The sequence below is a fragment of the Sphingobacterium sp. UBA6645 genome (assembly GCF_002455685.1).
Taxonomy (GTDB): domain Bacteria; phylum Bacteroidota; class Bacteroidia; order Sphingobacteriales; family Sphingobacteriaceae; genus Sphingobacterium; species Sphingobacterium hotanense.
In genome coordinates, this window is record NZ_DKLH01000042.1 from 1 (window position 1) to 17492 (window position 17492).

Annotated in this window: 16 protein-coding genes; 12 read left to right on the plus strand and 4 right to left on the minus strand. The window is 40.8% G+C overall.

What is annotated here, in order from left to right; all coding sequences use genetic code 11:
* Nucleotides 1-111 precede the first annotated feature (111 nt).
* Together aroQ and B2400_RS06670 are read right to left on the minus strand one after the other, a co-directional pair.
* Complete coding sequence (gene aroQ / locus B2400_RS06665) at nucleotides 112-531, minus strand: type II 3-dehydroquinate dehydratase (RefSeq protein WP_293932005.1); 420 nt, start codon at nucleotides 529-531, stop codon at nucleotides 112-114.
* 33 nt (nucleotides 532-564) lie between these two features.
* Nucleotides 565-2202 (minus strand): gliding motility protein RemB, encoded by a 1638-nt coding sequence (locus B2400_RS06670; RefSeq protein ID WP_293932006.1) that lies wholly within the window; start codon nucleotides 2200-2202, stop codon nucleotides 565-567.
* A 188-nt stretch (nucleotides 2203-2390) separates the two neighbouring features.
* On the opposite strand from B2400_RS06670, the gene B2400_RS06675 reads away from it, so the two are divergent.
* Nucleotides 2391-3812, plus strand: a complete 1422-nt coding sequence (locus B2400_RS06675) for a glycoside hydrolase family 125 protein (RefSeq protein ID WP_293932008.1) — start codon at nucleotides 2391-2393, stop codon at nucleotides 3810-3812.
* A 128-nt stretch (nucleotides 3813-3940) separates the two neighbouring features.
* The gene (gene murI, locus B2400_RS06680) at nucleotides 3941-4765 is read left to right on the plus strand and encodes a glutamate racemase (RefSeq protein ID WP_293932010.1); all 825 of its coding nucleotides are present in this window, start codon (nucleotides 3941-3943) and stop codon (nucleotides 4763-4765) included.
* Nucleotides 4766-4828: 63 nt separating this feature from the next.
* Here murI and B2400_RS06685 read toward each other — a convergent pair whose 3' ends face one another.
* The gene (locus tag B2400_RS06685) at nucleotides 4829-5251 is read right to left on the minus strand and encodes a SufE family protein (protein WP_149526753.1); all 423 of its coding nucleotides are present in this window, start codon (nucleotides 5249-5251) and stop codon (nucleotides 4829-4831) included.
* Between the two features lie 6 nt (nucleotides 5252-5257).
* Complete coding sequence (locus B2400_RS06690) at nucleotides 5258-6481, minus strand: aminotransferase class V-fold PLP-dependent enzyme (protein ID WP_293932012.1); 1224 nt, start codon at nucleotides 6479-6481, stop codon at nucleotides 5258-5260.
* 213 nt (nucleotides 6482-6694) lie between these two features.
* Between B2400_RS06690 and B2400_RS06695 the strand changes: the two genes are divergently transcribed.
* From B2400_RS06695 to B2400_RS06740, 10 genes are all read left to right on the plus strand, one after another.
* Nucleotides 6695-7690, plus strand: coding sequence for an acyl-ACP desaturase (locus B2400_RS06695; RefSeq protein WP_293932014.1), 996 nt, complete (start codon nucleotides 6695-6697; stop codon nucleotides 7688-7690).
* A 183-nt stretch (nucleotides 7691-7873) separates the two neighbouring features.
* Nucleotides 7874-8311 (plus strand): MarR family winged helix-turn-helix transcriptional regulator, encoded by a 438-nt coding sequence (locus tag B2400_RS06700; protein WP_293932016.1) that lies wholly within the window; start codon nucleotides 7874-7876, stop codon nucleotides 8309-8311.
* A 2-nt stretch (nucleotides 8312-8313) separates the two neighbouring features.
* Nucleotides 8314-9318, plus strand: a complete 1005-nt coding sequence (locus B2400_RS06705) for an NAD(P)/FAD-dependent oxidoreductase (protein WP_149526757.1) — start codon at nucleotides 8314-8316, stop codon at nucleotides 9316-9318.
* A gap of 2 nt (nucleotides 9319-9320) precedes the next feature.
* Complete coding sequence (locus B2400_RS06710; RefSeq protein WP_149526758.1) at nucleotides 9321-9650, plus strand: 2Fe-2S iron-sulfur cluster-binding protein; 330 nt, start codon at nucleotides 9321-9323, stop codon at nucleotides 9648-9650.
* Nucleotides 9651-9836: 186 nt separating this feature from the next.
* Complete coding sequence (locus B2400_RS06715) at nucleotides 9837-11153, plus strand: NAD(P)/FAD-dependent oxidoreductase (protein ID WP_149526759.1); 1317 nt, start codon at nucleotides 9837-9839, stop codon at nucleotides 11151-11153.
* Nucleotides 11154-11517: 364 nt separating this feature from the next.
* Nucleotides 11518-13188, plus strand: coding sequence for a DNA polymerase/3'-5' exonuclease PolX (locus tag B2400_RS06720; protein ID WP_293932019.1), 1671 nt, complete (start codon nucleotides 11518-11520; stop codon nucleotides 13186-13188).
* Between the two features lie 63 nt (nucleotides 13189-13251).
* On the plus strand, nucleotides 13252-14877 hold the full coding sequence (locus B2400_RS06725) for a M1 family metallopeptidase (protein ID WP_293932112.1): 1626 nt from the start codon (nucleotides 13252-13254) through the stop codon (nucleotides 14875-14877).
* 150 nt (nucleotides 14878-15027) lie between these two features.
* Nucleotides 15028-16050, plus strand: a complete 1023-nt coding sequence (locus B2400_RS06730) for a rod shape-determining protein (RefSeq protein WP_149526761.1) — start codon at nucleotides 15028-15030, stop codon at nucleotides 16048-16050.
* Between the two features lie 85 nt (nucleotides 16051-16135).
* Nucleotides 16136-16972, plus strand: coding sequence for a rod shape-determining protein MreC (gene mreC / locus B2400_RS06735; RefSeq protein ID WP_149526762.1), 837 nt, complete (start codon nucleotides 16136-16138; stop codon nucleotides 16970-16972).
* Nucleotides 16965-17492: a rod shape-determining protein MreD gene (locus tag B2400_RS06740; protein WP_149526763.1), complete on the plus strand. Its 528-nt coding sequence runs from the start codon at nucleotides 16965-16967 to the stop codon at nucleotides 17490-17492. The genes mreC and B2400_RS06740 overlap by 8 nt, the downstream gene beginning before the upstream one ends.

A 17492-nucleotide genomic window follows, 5' to 3' on the forward strand; every position in this document is an offset into this window, starting at 1 on the left:
GTATCATGAATGTTTTTTCTGAAAGTGTCTGTTTTTTTCTGAAAGTGTCTGTTTTCAGAGGCCATCAAGAACTTTCATCCCTGTTGGTGTTTCAAAGGAAACATGAAAGTTTTATATTAAACTCTCAATTCCGAGTCGATAACTATCAAGCCCGAAACCTAAAATGACTCCCTTGCAATTTTTAGATAGGTAAGAATGATGTCTAAACGCTTCACGCTGGTGTACATTGGAAATATGGACTTCTATTACCGGCGTATTGATGGCAGCGATTGCATCAGCAATAGCCACAGAAGTATGCGTGTAAGCTCCGGCATTCAATACAATACCATCATAGCTGAATCCTACTTCGTGGAGTTTATCGATGATAAATCCTTCGGTATTGCTTTGAAAGTAGCTTAATTCTGCATTACCGGCAAATCGTTCTTTCAAGGTTTCGAAATAGGTTTCGAAAGATTGATCTCCATATATCCCTTTTTCGCGAACGCCCAATAGATTCAGATTCGGCCCGTTTAGTATCAGTATTTTCTTCATGGTTTTGATTAATACAATAAAGATAATAGAATCTTACATATCACCATAGAAATTGCGGAAACTAGAACGTAATCCAACGTTGATTACTCCTGATTTTTGAGTTGGCTGGTTCTCTATTTTATTGTATCGCTGTGTATAGCCAAGTTCTAAGCGCAAGTTATATTTAGGGTTCAAAACATAGGCAGCTTTGAAATCTGCATAGTACAAATCATTTTGTACACCTTGTCCGATTTTATTGCCATAGGTATTTGGTGCACTACGGTATGATTGGAAGATATCGCCTCCCCAGTTAATGATTCCTGAAGGAGTTGCTTCATCGGTTCCATAACGGCTATATAAGCCTTGTACGGAGAAATCAAATCTGTTCCAAGAGTAATTTGCAATACCTAGAAGTTCGCGGAAGTTTGCTCCACGAGGGTGTGCTAGAGGCTCGCCTCTATTGCTGTAGTTGGAAATCGAAACATAATGTTGGTAAGTATAAGGGCGAACCATGTTATACTCTCCTAAGATGTTCAAATTCTTCACACCGAAGATATTAAATGCTTTTGCTCCTAATTGAGCCCCCCATTTATTATGCACATAGCCATTGTTTGCGAAAAATTCTTTTGCTGTGAACTCTCCTAGCAAGAACTGTCCGTAAACCGTTGCATTATCCAACACTTTATATTTTGCATTCAGACCTAGGAACATCTTGTCTGGTGAAGAGCGGTTGGAGTTTTCAACCGGACGCAGGAAGATAACCGGGCTAACGTAGTTAAAATCGAAACCACGGTGTCCAGCTTCATTTCTATTTGCCCAAATTACAGATTGGAAAAAACCGACTGACAAGCGGTTCGTTACGTTATAATCTAAGTACTGGAATGCTCCCCATTTGATGCCGTCGCCATAGCGACCGCCCGAGTCTAGAGAATCAACACGAGGATTCGTCGGGTCTAGCATATAAGCCCAAATAGAGGTATATTGTACATTACCAATTTTACCGGTAAATTTTAAATGTGCGTAGTTCGAAGAGAAATCCGATAGTAATACCGAACGGTATCCATCTCCAATAAAGTTCTTATCGTAGGCTAAAGTTGCTTGGAAATAATCGCTAAAGTCATAGGTCAAGTTAGCAGTTGCATACATCCAATCCTTCTTTTGTTCCGTATGTCTTTTTGATGCCGCTTGTCCTGGAACAACCATACTGCGGTCAACATAATCATCAATATGCTCCGGGAAAACACCTTGGTTCTCGAAGAAGTTACCATAGAAGGTAAATTTATCCTTGATCGTCAAACCGGCTTGAATACCACGCGTATTTAACCAAGTTGTTCTTTTGTCCGCAGCTATCAATTCCGACCCGATCTGAAAATCAGGTAATACATCTAAATAAAAAGTATGATCTTCTTTTTCAACTTCGATCAGATGCTCATTGAATATCTTTCGCATAAACCAATTATCAGACATCGTCTGATTCGCTGTTTCTATTGAATCAAGTTTGTCCAACAAGGCGCCTTTAAATAAGACCGGCTTTGAAGAAGTATGATAACGGGTATATGGGGAATACAATTCCTCATTCAACTTTTGATATTGTTGATGCGAGAAGGGCTGATTTCTAATCTGTGCTTGCAAAGAGTCTGCGGTTCCGATAACTAAAACCGTAGCTAAAGCACCATTGATAATATGCTTCATATAATGGATTGGGTGTTTGGGCCTATACTAACAAATACTATTCCTAAAACGGAACAAAAATAGTTTTTAATTCTCAATCCACCCGTATTAACTAGTAATGCTATGCTAAAACGATTTGCTATTTCTAGAATCGACTACAATTTGTATCTTGCTAACGATTGAAATTATAAAACCTCACGAATAAAGATATGAAACGAAGAGCATTTATTCAGAACTCTGCTTTGTTAGGTGCCGGCGTTCTCGCCAGCAAGTTTTCCTTTGCGGAAACAAACCCTAGCTTTCCGGTGGTTCGAACAGCGGAATCGAAGCGACACTTCAATAGCAAGGTAATTGAAGGGATGATTAAAGAATTCCAGAAAAATGTAGCGGATAAAGAATTAGGCTGGTTATTTAACAATTGCTTACCTAATACGCTTGATACAACCATTTATTTAGAAAATAAGCCCAACCGTCGCTTGACCTATGTAATCACTGGGGATATCGATGCGATGTGGCTGAGAGATAGTAGTGCGCAAGTATGGCCCTACTTGCCTTTTATGAAGAAGGACAAGAATCTTCAGGACCTGGTTTTGGGTTTGATCAATAAGCAGTCGGAATGTATATTAATTGATCCCTATGCAAATGCATTCTATAACGACCCTACTAAAAAAGGAGAATGGTTCTCGGATCACACGGACATGAAGCCGGGTCTTCATGAACGTAAATGGGAGATCGACTCGCTATGCTACCCTATCCGCTTGGCTTATCATTATTGGAAAACTACGAACGACACGACCCCATTCGACGATACATGGGTACAGGCGCAAGAATTGATCTACAAAACTTTTGTCGAACAGCAGCGTAAAGAAAACCTTGGTCCTTATAAATTTGAACGGACGACAGCACGTGGAACAGACACCCTTCAAGTTGATGGTTATGGTTATCCGGTGAACCCTGTCGGATTGATCGTATCGAGCTTCCGCCCGTCGGACGACTGCAGCATCTTCCCTTTCTTGATTCCTTCGAATCTATTTGCTGTGGTGAGCTTACGTCAGTCTGCGGAAATCATGAGAAAAGTAAAAAACAAGCCTGATGTAGCTGCAAAATTTGAAGCCTTAGCGAACGAGGTAGAGGCAGCAGTCAAACAATATGGTATTGTAGACCACCCAACACATGGACGTGTTTATGCCTTCGAGGTCGATGGTTTCGGCAGCTATTTGATGATGGACGATGCGAACGTGCCTAGCTTGCTTGCTCTTCCTTACTTAGGTGCTGTCGATGTGAATGATGAAGTTTACCAACGCACGCGTGCATTCATTCTTTCGGAGAAGAATCCATTTTTCTTCAAAGGCTCGGCTGGCGAGGGTATCGGTGGACCGCATATCGGTCGGGATATGATATGGCCAATGTCTATCATTATGCGTGCATTTACTTCAAAAGATGATGCAGAGATTAAGAAATGTGTTCAAATGCTAAAAAATACGCATGGCGGCACAGGCTTTATGCACGAGTCGTTCCATAAGGATGACCCTAAGAAATTTACGCGCCATTGGTTTGCTTGGACCAACACCTTATTCGGTGAATTGATGTGGAAATTATACCAAGAAAAACCGCATCTTTTGAAAGTCTAATTTAAAGATATATTTGAAGGCTGCCTTTCGGGGCAGCCTTTTTCTATTGACAAAGGAAAAAAGAAACCTCATCTTTGTCTACATATGGAGGCAGTGGAGTTAGATAAGCTGCTTCATCGAAATTCTCTATGAGCGACACAACAATAGCAGGCCCGATCGGTATATTTGATTCCGGATACGGTGGCCTCACGGTATTTAAAGAAATACATAAACAGCTTCCTGAATATGATTATATCTATTTAGGAGATAATGCACGCGTGCCTTATGGGACTAGGTCTTTTGAAACCGTATATGAATTCACGAAAGAGTGTGTTTTCAAGCTATTTGATTTGGGATGCAACCTGGTTATCTTAGCTTGCAATACGGCTTCTGCGAAGGCTTTACGTTCTATTCAACAAAATGATTTGCCACCAGGAAAAAAGGTATTGGGCGTCATCAGACCAACATCGGAGATTGTGGACCAATTTACCAAAAGCAATAAAGTTGGTATTTTGGCGACACAAGGAACGGTAAACTCCGAATCCTATGTTATCGAGATCAACAAGTTTCATCCGCAGATTGATGTATTTCAACATGCTTGTCCTTTTTGGGTACCCTTGGTGGAGAATAACGAATTGCAGAGCGAGGGCGCTCATTACTTTGTGCAACAAGATATTGAAGAACTTCTTGCACTTTCTCCGAATATCGACACGATCTTATTGGCCTGCACACATTACCCACTGCTATTGCCTATCATAGAAAAATATGTGCCTGAAGGCATCAATATTATATCGCAAGGGAAGCTTGTTGCTGATAGTCTGGTCGATTATTTAAAACGACATCCGGAGGTAGAGACGCAGTGTAGCAAAGGTAGCAAGCTGCAATTCTTCACGACCGATGATGCTAATGATTTCAATGAAAAGGCGGAGATTTTCTTTGGAAAGAGAATTGCGTCTCAGACAATCAAAGTCTAGATAGCGTTATATATACAAAGAAAGGTCGCATATATTGCGACCTTTCTTTGTTTATATAGTTTGTTAAATGCCTTGTGCTTGAAAAGCCAGTGCATATAGCTTCATCTGCTTCACCATAGACAACAATCCGTTGGCACGTGTTGGCGACAAATGTTCTTTTAAACCTATCTGTTCGATAAAATATAGATCGGCTTCTGCTATTTCTTTTGGACTATGGCCGGATAGTACTTTTACCATCAGACTGACCAAGCCTTTGGTGATAACAGCATCCGAGTCTGCCGTAAAGAATAATTTACCGTCTTTTACCTCAGGGAATAACCATACCTTAGATTGGCACCCTTTAATGATATATTGGTCTTGTTTGTTTGCTTCGTCGATCAAAGGGAGTTCCTTCCCTAGCTGGATGATATATTCATATTTCTCCATCCAGTCTTGGTAGAAAGCAAAATCTTCGATTAACTCGTCTTGTATTTCGTTAATTGTCATATCCTTTTATACCAGCATTGCCGTCGCGCGTTTTACGCCAGCGACTAACGCATCAATTTCTTCTTTTGTATTATAAACCGCTAAACTAGCACGCACCGTACCAGGAATATGGAATTGATCCATCACCGGCTGCGCACAATGGTGCCCCGTACGAACGGCAATTCCTAATTTATCCAGAATCACTCCGATGTCGTATGGGTGTGTTCCATCGACTACGAAGGAGATAACAGAGGATTTTTCTTTAGCTGTTCCTATAAAGCGAATACCTTCCACCGTGCTCAACTGTTCTGTAGCATAGGCTAAAAGTTCGTCTTCATAAGCTTTGATATTTTCGATTCCCAGATCGTTGATATAGTCTATTGCTGCGTTTAGTGCAATTCCCGCCTCAATGTTCGGTGTTCCGGCTTCGAACTTAAACGGCAGTTCGTTATAGGTTGTTTTCTCGAAGGTTACATCTTTAATCATATCACCACCGCCTTGATAAGGAGGAATCTTATTCAACCATTCTGCTTTGCCGTATAACACACCAACTCCTGTCGGGCCGTACATCTTGTGACCGGAGAAAGCTAGAAAATCCACGTCTAGTTCCTGCACATCAATCTTGATATGTTGTACTGCCTGAGCCGCATCCAGTAAAACCGGTACGCCCTGCGCATGCGCAAGTTGAATGATTTCTCGAACAGGGTTGATCGTTCCCAACGCGTTGGAAACATAGTTTACAGAAACTAACTTCGTCTTCTCGTTCAACAAGGCTTTGTAGGCTTCCATATCCAGTTCGCCTTCCTCATTCATCGGTATTACCTTTAGCGTAGCTCCGCGTTCTTCACACAGCATCTGCCAGGGCACAATGTTCGAGTGATGCTCCATAGCCGATACAATAATCTCATCACCCGCGTGCACAAATTCGCGTCCGTAGCAGGTCGCAACTAAGTTGATGCTATCAGTCGTCCCTTTGGTGATGATCACCTCGTAATCGTGCGCGGCATTGATAAATTCCTGCAGCTTTCTACGCGTAACTTCGAAGGCGTCGGTAGAGATTTGACTTAAGTAGTGAACACCGCGATGCACATTGCTGTTCATATCGGTATAATATGACATGATTGCATCAATCACTAGCTTAGGTTTCTGTGTTGTAGCACCATTGTCTAGGTAAATCAGCGGTTTACCATTCACTTGGCGTTTTAATATGGGGAAATCCTCACGGATTTTCTGTATATCTAGATTACTCAATTTATTCCGTATTGATATGAAGGCAAAGTTAACAATAATGCCTACAATCTGAGTATATATTATCTAATATAAACGTAATAATTAGGGACAAAAGCGCAAACAAATGGCGTTTATTGCTGTCTTATAGATTAAGGATATGGCTGCTTATTCCGGCAGGAATTATGAAAATATAAAACTTACATTAAATTTACTTTGATTAACTTTGTTGTAATTATGCAAGAATTACCATTAAACATACCTGAGGGCTCAAGAAAAGAAGTGATGGCTTACTTAGAACCTTTCATGATCAATGAAATGTCTGAGTATTTAAAGCCTGTTGAAGAAATGTGGCAACCTGCCGATTTCTTACCGGACTCTTCACGCGATACTTTTTTTGAGGAGGTGCGCGATTTACAAGAAAGCGCTAAAGAACTTCCATATGATTTAGTAGCGGTATTGATTGGTGATACAGTAACTGAAGAAGCACTTCCTACTTACGAATCTTGGTTGACAATGGTTGATGATGTGGAAAAGAACGAACAAGGTGGATGGATGAAATGGGTTCGCGCTTGGACAGCTGAAGAGAACCGTCACGGCGACCTATTGAACAAGTACCTTTACCTTTCAGGACGTATTGATATGCGTCAGTTCGAAATCTCTGTACAATACTTAATTAAAGATGGATTTGATATCGGTACAGGAGCGGATCCTTATCGTAACTTTATCTATACCTCATTTCAGGAATTAGCAACGAATGTATCGCACCGTCGTGTTGCTGGTATTTCGAAAAAGAGCGGTGACAAATTGCTGGCAAAAATGTGTGGCGTAATTGCAGCCGATGAGGCTCGCCATGCGAAAGCCTATATGTCATTTATTTCGCATGCAATGGCTGTTGACCCTTCGGAGGTCATGATTGCATTTGAAGATATGATGCGTAAGAAAATTGTTATGCCGGCGCACTTCTTAAGAGAATCGGGAGAACCGCAAGGCGAGGCATTTGCACACTTCTCTGACGCTGCACAGCGCTTAGGTGTTTACACGGCTTTAGATTACGTAGATATTTTAAAGGAACTTATTGCTGATTGGAAAATCGATCAAGTTTCCGGGCTGAACGAAAAGGGCGAGAAAGCTAGAGATTATTTAATGCGTCTTCCTGATCGTCTAATACGCTTGGCGGATAGAATGAGTATTCCTGAGAAGCAATATAATTTCAAATGGATTTACGGATAGTGATCCCGCTATCAAAAATATATGAAGAAGCTGTCGAAAGACAGCTTTTTTTATGTCCAGCGCATTTCTGAATCTTTCCCCCGCCTACCCTCAGCGTTAAAGTTAATTCTATGTCAAAACTTCGTTGAGTATCTGTTATCACACAAATATTCTTTAGCTTTACTTGACATACTAATAATTGTTATGCTAACGGAATCATTTAATCAATATTCTTTCATTTTAGATCAGACGGCTCGTCGTGTGAAGCAGTTTGCGCAAGGTTCATTTGCTGCTCATGGCATTGATTTGACGGTCGATCAATGGTCTGTATTGAAAACCTTGTACGAGGATGCGGATCATACGCATCGGGAATTAGCGGAATTGTGCGGAAAGGACCAACCTACAATGACGAGAATCATTGACCTTCTCTTGAAAAAGGGCTATGTTGTCCGCGTTGAACATCCTACAGATCGCCGTTGTTTGCTTTTACATCTAACGGAAGCAGGGAAGGCAAAAGTAGAAGCGTTGGCTCCTTTAGTTAAAGAATTTAGGATGAAAGCATGGGAGAACCTTTCGCAGGAAGATTTCGACCATTTTACGAGAATATTGAACACTATTTATAATAATCTAGAAACAAAATAGATATGATTACAACAGATATTTGTATCATCGGAGCAGGACCAGTTGGTCTATTTGCAGTATTTGAAGCCGGTTTGTTGAAGATGAGATGTCATTTGATCGATGCATTGCCTCAGATTGGAGGTCAGCTGTCAGAGATCTATCCGCACAAGCCTATTTACGATATCCCAGGTTACCCAAGTATTACTGCGCAGCAGTTAATCGACAATCAGATGGAGCAGATTGCTCCCTTCCACCCTACTTTTACACTAGGTGAGCGCGTCGATCAATTACAGAAATTAGATGACGGCTCGTATTATGTCATTGGAACCGAAGGTACAGTTATCCACTGCCAAGTGGTAGTAATCGCTGGTGGTTTGGGCTGTTTCGAACCTAGAAAGCCAGAATTAGAAAACTTAGAACGTTTTGAGGGCCAGAATGTTCATTATATGGTGAAGAACCCTGAGCGATTCAGAGATCAACGTATTGTGATAGCAGGAGGTGGCGACTCGGCATTAGACTGGACGATCTTCCTAGCAGACATTGCCAAGGAAGTGACTTTAGTTCACCGAAGCGATAGCTTCCGCGGAGCACCAGATTCCGCAGAGAAAGTCTTTAACCTGGCGCAGGATGGAAAGATAAATTTGTTGCTTTCTCATAATCTGCAAAAGCTGGATGGAAATGGAACCTTAGAGAGTATCCACTTGCTAAATAAAGCGAAAGAAGAAGTTATTGTTCCTACGGATCATTTCATTCCATTGTATGGATTGAGTCCGAAGCTTGGACCAATTGCCGACTGGGGATTGACAATCGATAAGAATGCGATCGAGGTCAACACATTTGACTATTCGACAAATATTGAACGCATTTTTGCAATTGGGGATATCAATACTTATCCAGGTAAATTGAAGCTGATTCTATGTGGTTACCACGAAGCCGCATTAATGGCGCAATCGGCATTCAAGTATGTTTATCCGGATCAGAAATTAAGCTTTAAATACACTACCGTTAATGGTATCAATGCGTTTTAACTATGGAGAATATCATTAACATTGAAGTCGAAGATCGCGACGGAACAACAAGGACGGTTGAAGTCCCTACGGACATCAACTTAAGCCTAATGGAAATCTTGAAGGCTTCGGAGTACGACATCTTAGCTACCTGTGGCGGAATGGCTTTATGCGCGACCTGCCATGTGGAGGTTTTAGAAGGTGCTGAGAACTTGTCCGAGCCAGAAGATCAGGAGTTGGACATGTTAGATACTTTGCCCGATTTAACCGATTCGAGCAGGCTTGCCTGCCAATTAAGGTTAAACAATAGTAATGAGGGCTTAAGGGTAAAAATTCGAGGTAGTTTGCAGTAGCGATTTGATAGTGTATTTTTAACACTAAATAGACATAATGTAAACTACTGATTAGAAGATAAATAGATTCAATTCCGGCAATTAACAATCGTTTAAACTTAAAATAATGTAATATTTTAATGAATTAGACGATAAAATGTTGGATATTTGTGCCTTATTTTAAAATTCTTATAACAAGAGAGCATTATGTTATTAAATCGTTCTGAAAGAAACTTTCCTAGAGTTATCGTAATTGGAGCTGGATTCGGTGGTGTTGAAGTTGCGAGACAATTGAAGAACAAAGAGGTGGAGGTTTTACTGATAGACCGAAACAACTACCATACTTTTCAGCCCTTGATGTACCAAGTTGCTACCGGGACATTGGCGTCAGATTCTATCTCGTTCCCTATTCGGAAGATGTTCAAGAACCAAAAGAACTTCCGTTTCCGATTAGCAGAAGTACTTCATATTGATACAGCTAACAAAATCGTACAGACATCTGTTGCAGATTACGACTATGATTACTTAGTTGTTGCTACGGGTGCTACGTCGAATTTCTTCGGCAATAAAGAAGTTGAGAAATACGCCTTACCAATGAAAAACATTGTAGAGGCACTCAATATTCGTAGTTACCTATTGCAGAACTTAGAGGAAGCAGTATTACGTAAAAATGCCTCTGACCGCGAGCGTTATTTGAATTTCGTAGTTGTTGGTGGTGGACCTACAGGTGTTGAGCTTTCTGGGGCGATTGCCGAATATCAGCAACACATGCTTAAGATCGACTATCCGGAATTGTCTACTTATGAGATGAAAGTCCACTTGGTAGAGGGTACTGGAAAAATCTTAGGTGCACTTTCAGAGAAGTCTTCCCGCGATGCGGAGCGTTATTTGAAAGAACTCGGTGTTAATATCGTTTTGAACACCACGGTTAATGGATACGACGGTAACACTGTGACCTTATCTTCTGGTGAACAAATCCCTACAAAAACGGTGATTTGGGGTGCTGGTGTGATGGGACAGATGCCAACAGGGATTAAAGAAGAGATCATCCAACGTGGTAACCGCATCAAGATCGATGAGCAGTGCCGTGTAGAGGGTGAGAATGATATATATGCTATCGGTGATGTATCAGCATTGATAACGGACGAAAATCCGAGAGGATTGCCAGGTGTAGCACCTGTTGCTCAACAACAAGGTAAGTATGTTGCAGGACATATTATCAACTCCTTAAATAAACAAAGCACTGAAAACTTTAAATACTTTGACAAGGGTTCAATGGCCACTGTCGGACGTGCTAGAGCGGTTGTAGATTTGGGCAACTTCCACATGAAAGGATTTTTAGCTTGGGCTACTTGGATGTTTGTTCACTTAGTTTCTATATTTGGATTCAGAAATCGTGTGGTTACTTTTGTGAACTGGACAATTAAATTCTTAACGAGAAACTCAGGTATCCGTTTAATTATCCACAAATACAATCGCCCGGAGCCGAGCAAACCTGTTGTATCGGTTTCTGAACAACAATAATTGAAAACAAAACAAACTAAACATATGAGAAGGCTGTCTATAGAAATAGATAGCCTTTTTTATTGCTATCTAGGGTCTTTGAGAGGCTGATCTGTTAAAAGATGTTAATCTGACCCGTTGTTGAGACGAAAGGCATCAGTATTGCGTTATTAGTGTAGTAAAAAGTAAAAGAGTAAAAATTTCATAATTTAGGTTAATAATTGGTTTGGTAAAAATCCTGAGGTTCCCCGCCTCAGGATTTTTTATGTAAGGTGGCTTTCAGATGGTTTGTAGTCCATGCGCCAGCTATTACTGCTCCAACAAATCCTGCAAAGCTTTTATTGAAATAAGATTTGTATTTTTGAGTTTCACCAACAACATCATCATGACAAATAAAGACATAGCTAAAGTATTCAAATTATGTGGACAGCTTATGGAGCTTCACAATGAGAATCCTTTCCGAACAAAAGCTATGGCAGGCGCTGCCTTTCGTATCGACAAATTGCCGTTTGCTGCTAGCGGATCTAATCTAGAAGAGCTTAGCGAGCAACCGAATATTGGGAAAAGCACCGCCGAAAAGATTATGCAGGTGATAACGACAGGAACTTTCCCTGATTTGGAGAAGTTGTTGGAGAAAACGCCTGAGGGTATTGTTGAAATGCTGAAGATAAAAGGATTAGGCCCTAAGAAGATTCAAATTATTTGGAATGATCTGGCAATTGAGTCAGTCGGCGAACTATATTATGCTTGCAATGAGAATAGATTGGTCGAAGCGAAAGGGTTTGGATTAAAGACGCAAGAAGACATCAAGAAGGCGATCGAATTCTCGATTGCCAATCAGGGTTGGTATTTGTTTGCTAAAGTCTTAAACTCTGCTCATACGATCCTTGCTTCACTGAAGGCAAGCTTGAAAGATTATCAGGTAGAATTTACGGGTGATTTCCGTCGCAAAGCGGAGGTATTACAACATGTGGAGCTTATTACTGACGCGCCAAACGAAGTCGCCATAGAAGCGATTAGAGCGCTTGATAATGAGTTTGCCGTCGACACTGAACACTTGACCCTTAACTTTCGTGACGAAAATAATACGCCTTTTAAGGTCCACCTGAGCAAGACGGATGACTTCGCTAAGAATTTGCTATTGACTACCGGCTCTGCTTTGCATATTGAACTATTAAAGGGCTTTGGAGAAATACCATCATTAGATAGCGAGGATGCCATCTATTCAGCATTGGGCTTAGCTTATATTGAACCCGAGCTGCGCGAAGGAACGAATGAAATCGAGCTTGCAAAAAACAGCGCCCTTCCTCGTTTAATTACTTATGCTGATCTGAAAGGCTCGCTGCATAACCACTCGACTTATAGCGATGGGGTTCACAGCTTAAAAGAAATGGCGCAATATCTTCGTGATGAATTGAAGATGGAGTACTTAGGTATATGTGATCACTCCAAGACCGCGGTCTATGCAAATGGTCTTTCTATCGAGCGCTTAGAACAACAATGGGCGGAGATCGACAGATTAAATGCAGAACTGGCACCCTTCAAAATATTCAAGGGCATTGAGTCGGATATTCTTTCCGACGGCTCTCTCGATTATCCCGATGACGTGTTAGCAAAGTTTGACTTCGTTGTTGCCTCTATCCATAGCAACTTAAAGATGGATGAAGAAAAGGCGACCACGCGCTTGATCAAAGCAATCGAAAACCCCTACACCACAATGCTAGGACATCCTACGGGCCGATTACTCTTGTCTCGCGCGGGCTATCCAATCGATTTTAAGAAAGTGATCGACGCATGCGCAGCGAACAATGTTGTGATTGAAATCAACGCAAATCCTCTTCGCTTAGACCTAGATTGGCGTTGGCATCAATACGCTTTAGATAAAGGAGTTTTACTTTCAGTAAACCCGGATGCTCACCGCAAGGAAGGCTTCCTGGATATGGAATTCGGCATCTACGTGGCAAGAAAGGGAGGTCTATCTGCGGAAAGATGTCTGAATGCTTTTTCGTTAGAGGAGATTACGACCTACTTCAATAATCGCAAGTCGAACGCTTAATGCTTAAATTAATTTAAAAGTCTATTTATGATCAATTTGAAACCGTTATTCATCGGTTTAGCGATGCTTTCTGGCATTTCAGCGCCACAGGCGCAACTGATGAAGGCAAAAGAAATATATACCAAAGCAGATTCATTACGCGGAGAACTTACTCCCCTACGCACCTGCTATGACATCAAATATTATCACCTGGATGTGAAAGTTGATATTGATAATAAGTTTATCTCTGGCAGCAATCTATTTAAGTTTGCAGCCGTAGATCGCTTCAATAAGCTTCAATTTGATTTATTCGACAATCTATCGGTCGACAAGGTGGAGTACCGCGGTAAATCGCTTTCCTTTACGCGAGAATATAATGCGGTCTTCGTCACTTTTCCAGATTATATAGAGAAAGGAAAATTAGACTCTTTTACTGTACATTATTCGGGCAATCCAATTCAGGCGACACGTGCGCCTTGGGATGGAGGCTTTGATTGGAAGAAAGATAGTCAGGGTAAGCCTTGGGTAGCAACGGCTTGTCAGGGGCTTGGTGCGAGCGTATGGTGGCCGAACAAGGACCATCAATCCGATGAAGTGGATAGCATGTTGATTTCTGTAGCAGTTCCCAACGGATTGATGAATGTGTCGAACGGCAGATTGGTTAAAACCGAGAAGATGAAGGGCGGATATACCAAGTACCATTGGAAAGTAGACAATCCAATCAACAATTATAATATCGCTTTAAATATTGCCGATTATGCGCATTTCCAAGAGACTTACGCTGGCGAAAAAGGCCCGCTGTCGTTAGACTATTATGTATTGCAGGAAAACAAAGATAAGATTGAACATCTGAAAAAGAATGCAAACGAAACACTGAAGGCATTCGAACACTGGTTTGGTCCCTATCCTTTTTATGAGGATGGCTATAAACTTGTAGAAACTGCCCATTTAGGAATGGAGCATCAGAGTGCAATTGCCTATGGTAACAAATATAAGAACGGCTATTTGGGAAGCGATGGCTCACGGTCAGGATGGGGTCTAAAATGGGACTTCATTGTTGTCCACGAGTCTGGACATGAGTGGTTTGGAAACAACATCACAGCCAAAGACCTAGGCGATATGTGGATACATGAGAGTTTCACGAACTATTCCGAAGCACTTTTTATCGATTATTTTTACGGTAAAAAGGCGAGTCAAGCTTATGTCAATGGGAATCGACGCGGCATTCAAAATGATATCCCGCTTCAGGGCCCATATAACGTAAATAAGGAAGGTTCGGGCGACATGTATAACAAGGGCGGCGTTCTGCACAATATGATCCGCACCATGATCGATGACGATGAAAAGTGGCGATCTTTACTACGCGGAATGAATGCAAAATTCTATCATCAGACGGTCGATTATCAAGACATCCTAAATTACATGAATGAGCAAAGTGGAATCGACCTGACGAAGGTTTTCGAACAGTATGTTCAACACAAAAGCATACCGACCCTAGAGATCATTGAAAATAGCCCTGGAGTATTCATGATCCGCTGGATTTCAGAAGTGGAAAACTTTGATATGCCGGTACATATTTTTGATAAAGATGGTAAACGTCAATTGATAAAACCAACCAGTAAGTTCAAGCTGATGCGACTAGATGGGCTTACAAAAGAAAGCATTGGGGTTGACACTTTTAACTATTACATCGGCGTATCCATACAATAAAAAAACCAACTGATACGTTATTTCTACCAGATTGTAAATCATTGTTAAATGGCTTAGTTAAAAGATGATTTTTCTCAGGGAGTAATTATTTAAAAACCATTTTTTTTCATTAGGTTTGCATAAAATTTTTAATTATACTTTCACATATAAATGGGGCTTTTTAATTGGTTTACGCAAGAAGTTGCAATAGACTTGGGTACAGCTAACACCCTAATCATTCACAATGATAAAGTAGTAGTTGATGAACCTTCGATAGTTGCCTTCGACCGCACGACAAACAAAGTGATTGCGATTGGTCGTCAGGCTATGCAAATGGAGGGAAAAACTCACGATAATATAAAAACGGTAAGACCATTACGTGATGGTGTTATAGCAGATTTTACGGCTGCTGAGCACTTGATTCGCGGTATGGTTAAACTAGTAAATAATGGTAAGAGTTGGTTCTTCCCATCTTTACGCATGGTCGTTTGTATACCTTCCGGTATTACGGAGGTTGAGAAACGCGCTGTTCGTGACTCTGCGGAGATTGCAGGAGCAAAAGAGGTTTATTTGATCCACGAGCCTATGGCTGCTGCTGTTGGTATCGGGATTGACGTTGAAGAGCCTGTTGGAAACATGATCATCGATATTGGTGGTGGTACTACGGAAATTGCTGTAATTGCGCTATCTGGTATTGTATGCGACCAATCTATCCGTGTTGCCGGAGACAACTTCGACTCTGATATCGTTCAATACATTCGTCGTCAGCATAACATCATGATTGGAGACCGTACAGCGGAGAAAATCAAAATCGAAGTTGGTGCTGCTCTACCTGAGCTTACCGACCCACCTGAGGATTTCGCTGTTCAAGGTCGTGACCTTATGACCGGTATTCCTAAACAGATTACGGTTTCTTATACCGAGATTGCACACTGTTTAGACAAATCAATTTCTAAAATTGAAGAAGCTATCCTTAAAGCATTAGAGATTACCCCTCCGGAACTATCCGCAGATATTTATCAAACTGGTATCTATTTGACTGGTGGTGGTGCTTTATTAAGAGGATTAGACAAGCGTATTCAAGCAAAAACTAAGTTACCAGTACATGTTGCAGAAGATCCACTTCGCGCCGTAGTAAGAGGTACAGGTATTGCGTTGAAAAATATAGGACGCTTCAAGTTCTTAATGCAGTAATAATAAACTGAGATATATTTATTCGTTGCGCGATATAATGTTCTTTTTAAACGTTATATCGCGTAGCTATTAAAAGACAACAAGAATGAAAAACCTTTGGCTTTTCTTGGTTAGATACAATGCCTTCTTTTGGTTTGTACTCTTCTTTACTGTTGCTTTAATCTTGGTTGTTCAAAATAATCGCTATCAACGTTCGTCCTTTATCAACTCTTCCAATGTCGTTGTGGGTTCTTTCTACGACAAATTAAATTCGTGGAAGAGCTATCTAGCTTTGGATGAAGCGAACAAGAATTTAGCACAGGAGAACGCATTATTACGTCAGCAATTACAGAACTACATCTTAAAAGACACTGTCGATTCCATTTCATTACAAGATTCAATTGAAGAAAACCGTTATCAATTCGTAATGGGTGAGGTTGTAAACAACAGTATACATCAGAAGAGTAATTTCATTACGATCAATAAAGGAGCACTCGATGGCGTCCAGAAAGGACTTGGCGTTATTACATCCAATGGTGTGGTAGGCATTGTTTTGAATGTATCTCCACATTTTAGCACCATACAGTCCCTACTCCATCCCGACACGCGTATTTCAGTGACCCTGGACACGACCAATGTATTTGGTGCCTTAGTGTGGGGAAATAATGTAGACCCACAATATGCGATGGTAAAGGATATCCCGAATCACGTAAAAGTTCAGAAGGGACAAAAGATCTATACATCGGGGTTCTCTTTATTCCCTAAAGGGATTGAGATCGGCTCGGTGGAAGAGACAGGAATACAATCTGGTGAAAGCTTTTTAGATGTGCGCATTAAATTAAGAACGAACTTCAGCAACTTGAACCATGTTTATGTGGTAAAAGATCTGCTGGAAAATGAAAAGAATCAGTTAGAGGAGCTGACGGAAGACAACAATGGGTAAAGTTTTTATTTTCAATATCGTTCGCTTCATTGTATTGATTGCAATGCAGGTAGTCTTGTTCAAGAACATTGGATATTATAACCTTGCGACTCCATTTCCGTATATTCTTATTATCTTTTTGTTACCAATCGGTACTCCCAATTTTATATTATATCTTATTGCTTTTCTGACCGGACTGACAGTGGATGCCTTTTATGATACCATAGGAGTACATGCAGCGGCTTCCGTTGCTTTGGTATGGTTCAGAACATTCTTCTTTAACATCACCCTAGACGTCGATGTTCAGGGTTCCTTCGAAACCCCTTCATTAGGCATAATGGGAAATAAGTGGTTTTTTTCTTATATTTCCATAGGTACTTTAATTCATCATATCGTATTGTTGCACGTGGAATATTTCAGCTTTAACAATTATCTGAGCACTTTATTCAGCATTTTGTTAAGCTCCATATTCACGATATTGCTGATCATCCTGATGAGTTTATTGTTCTACAAAAGGAAATCGCGCTTATTAGGTAATTAA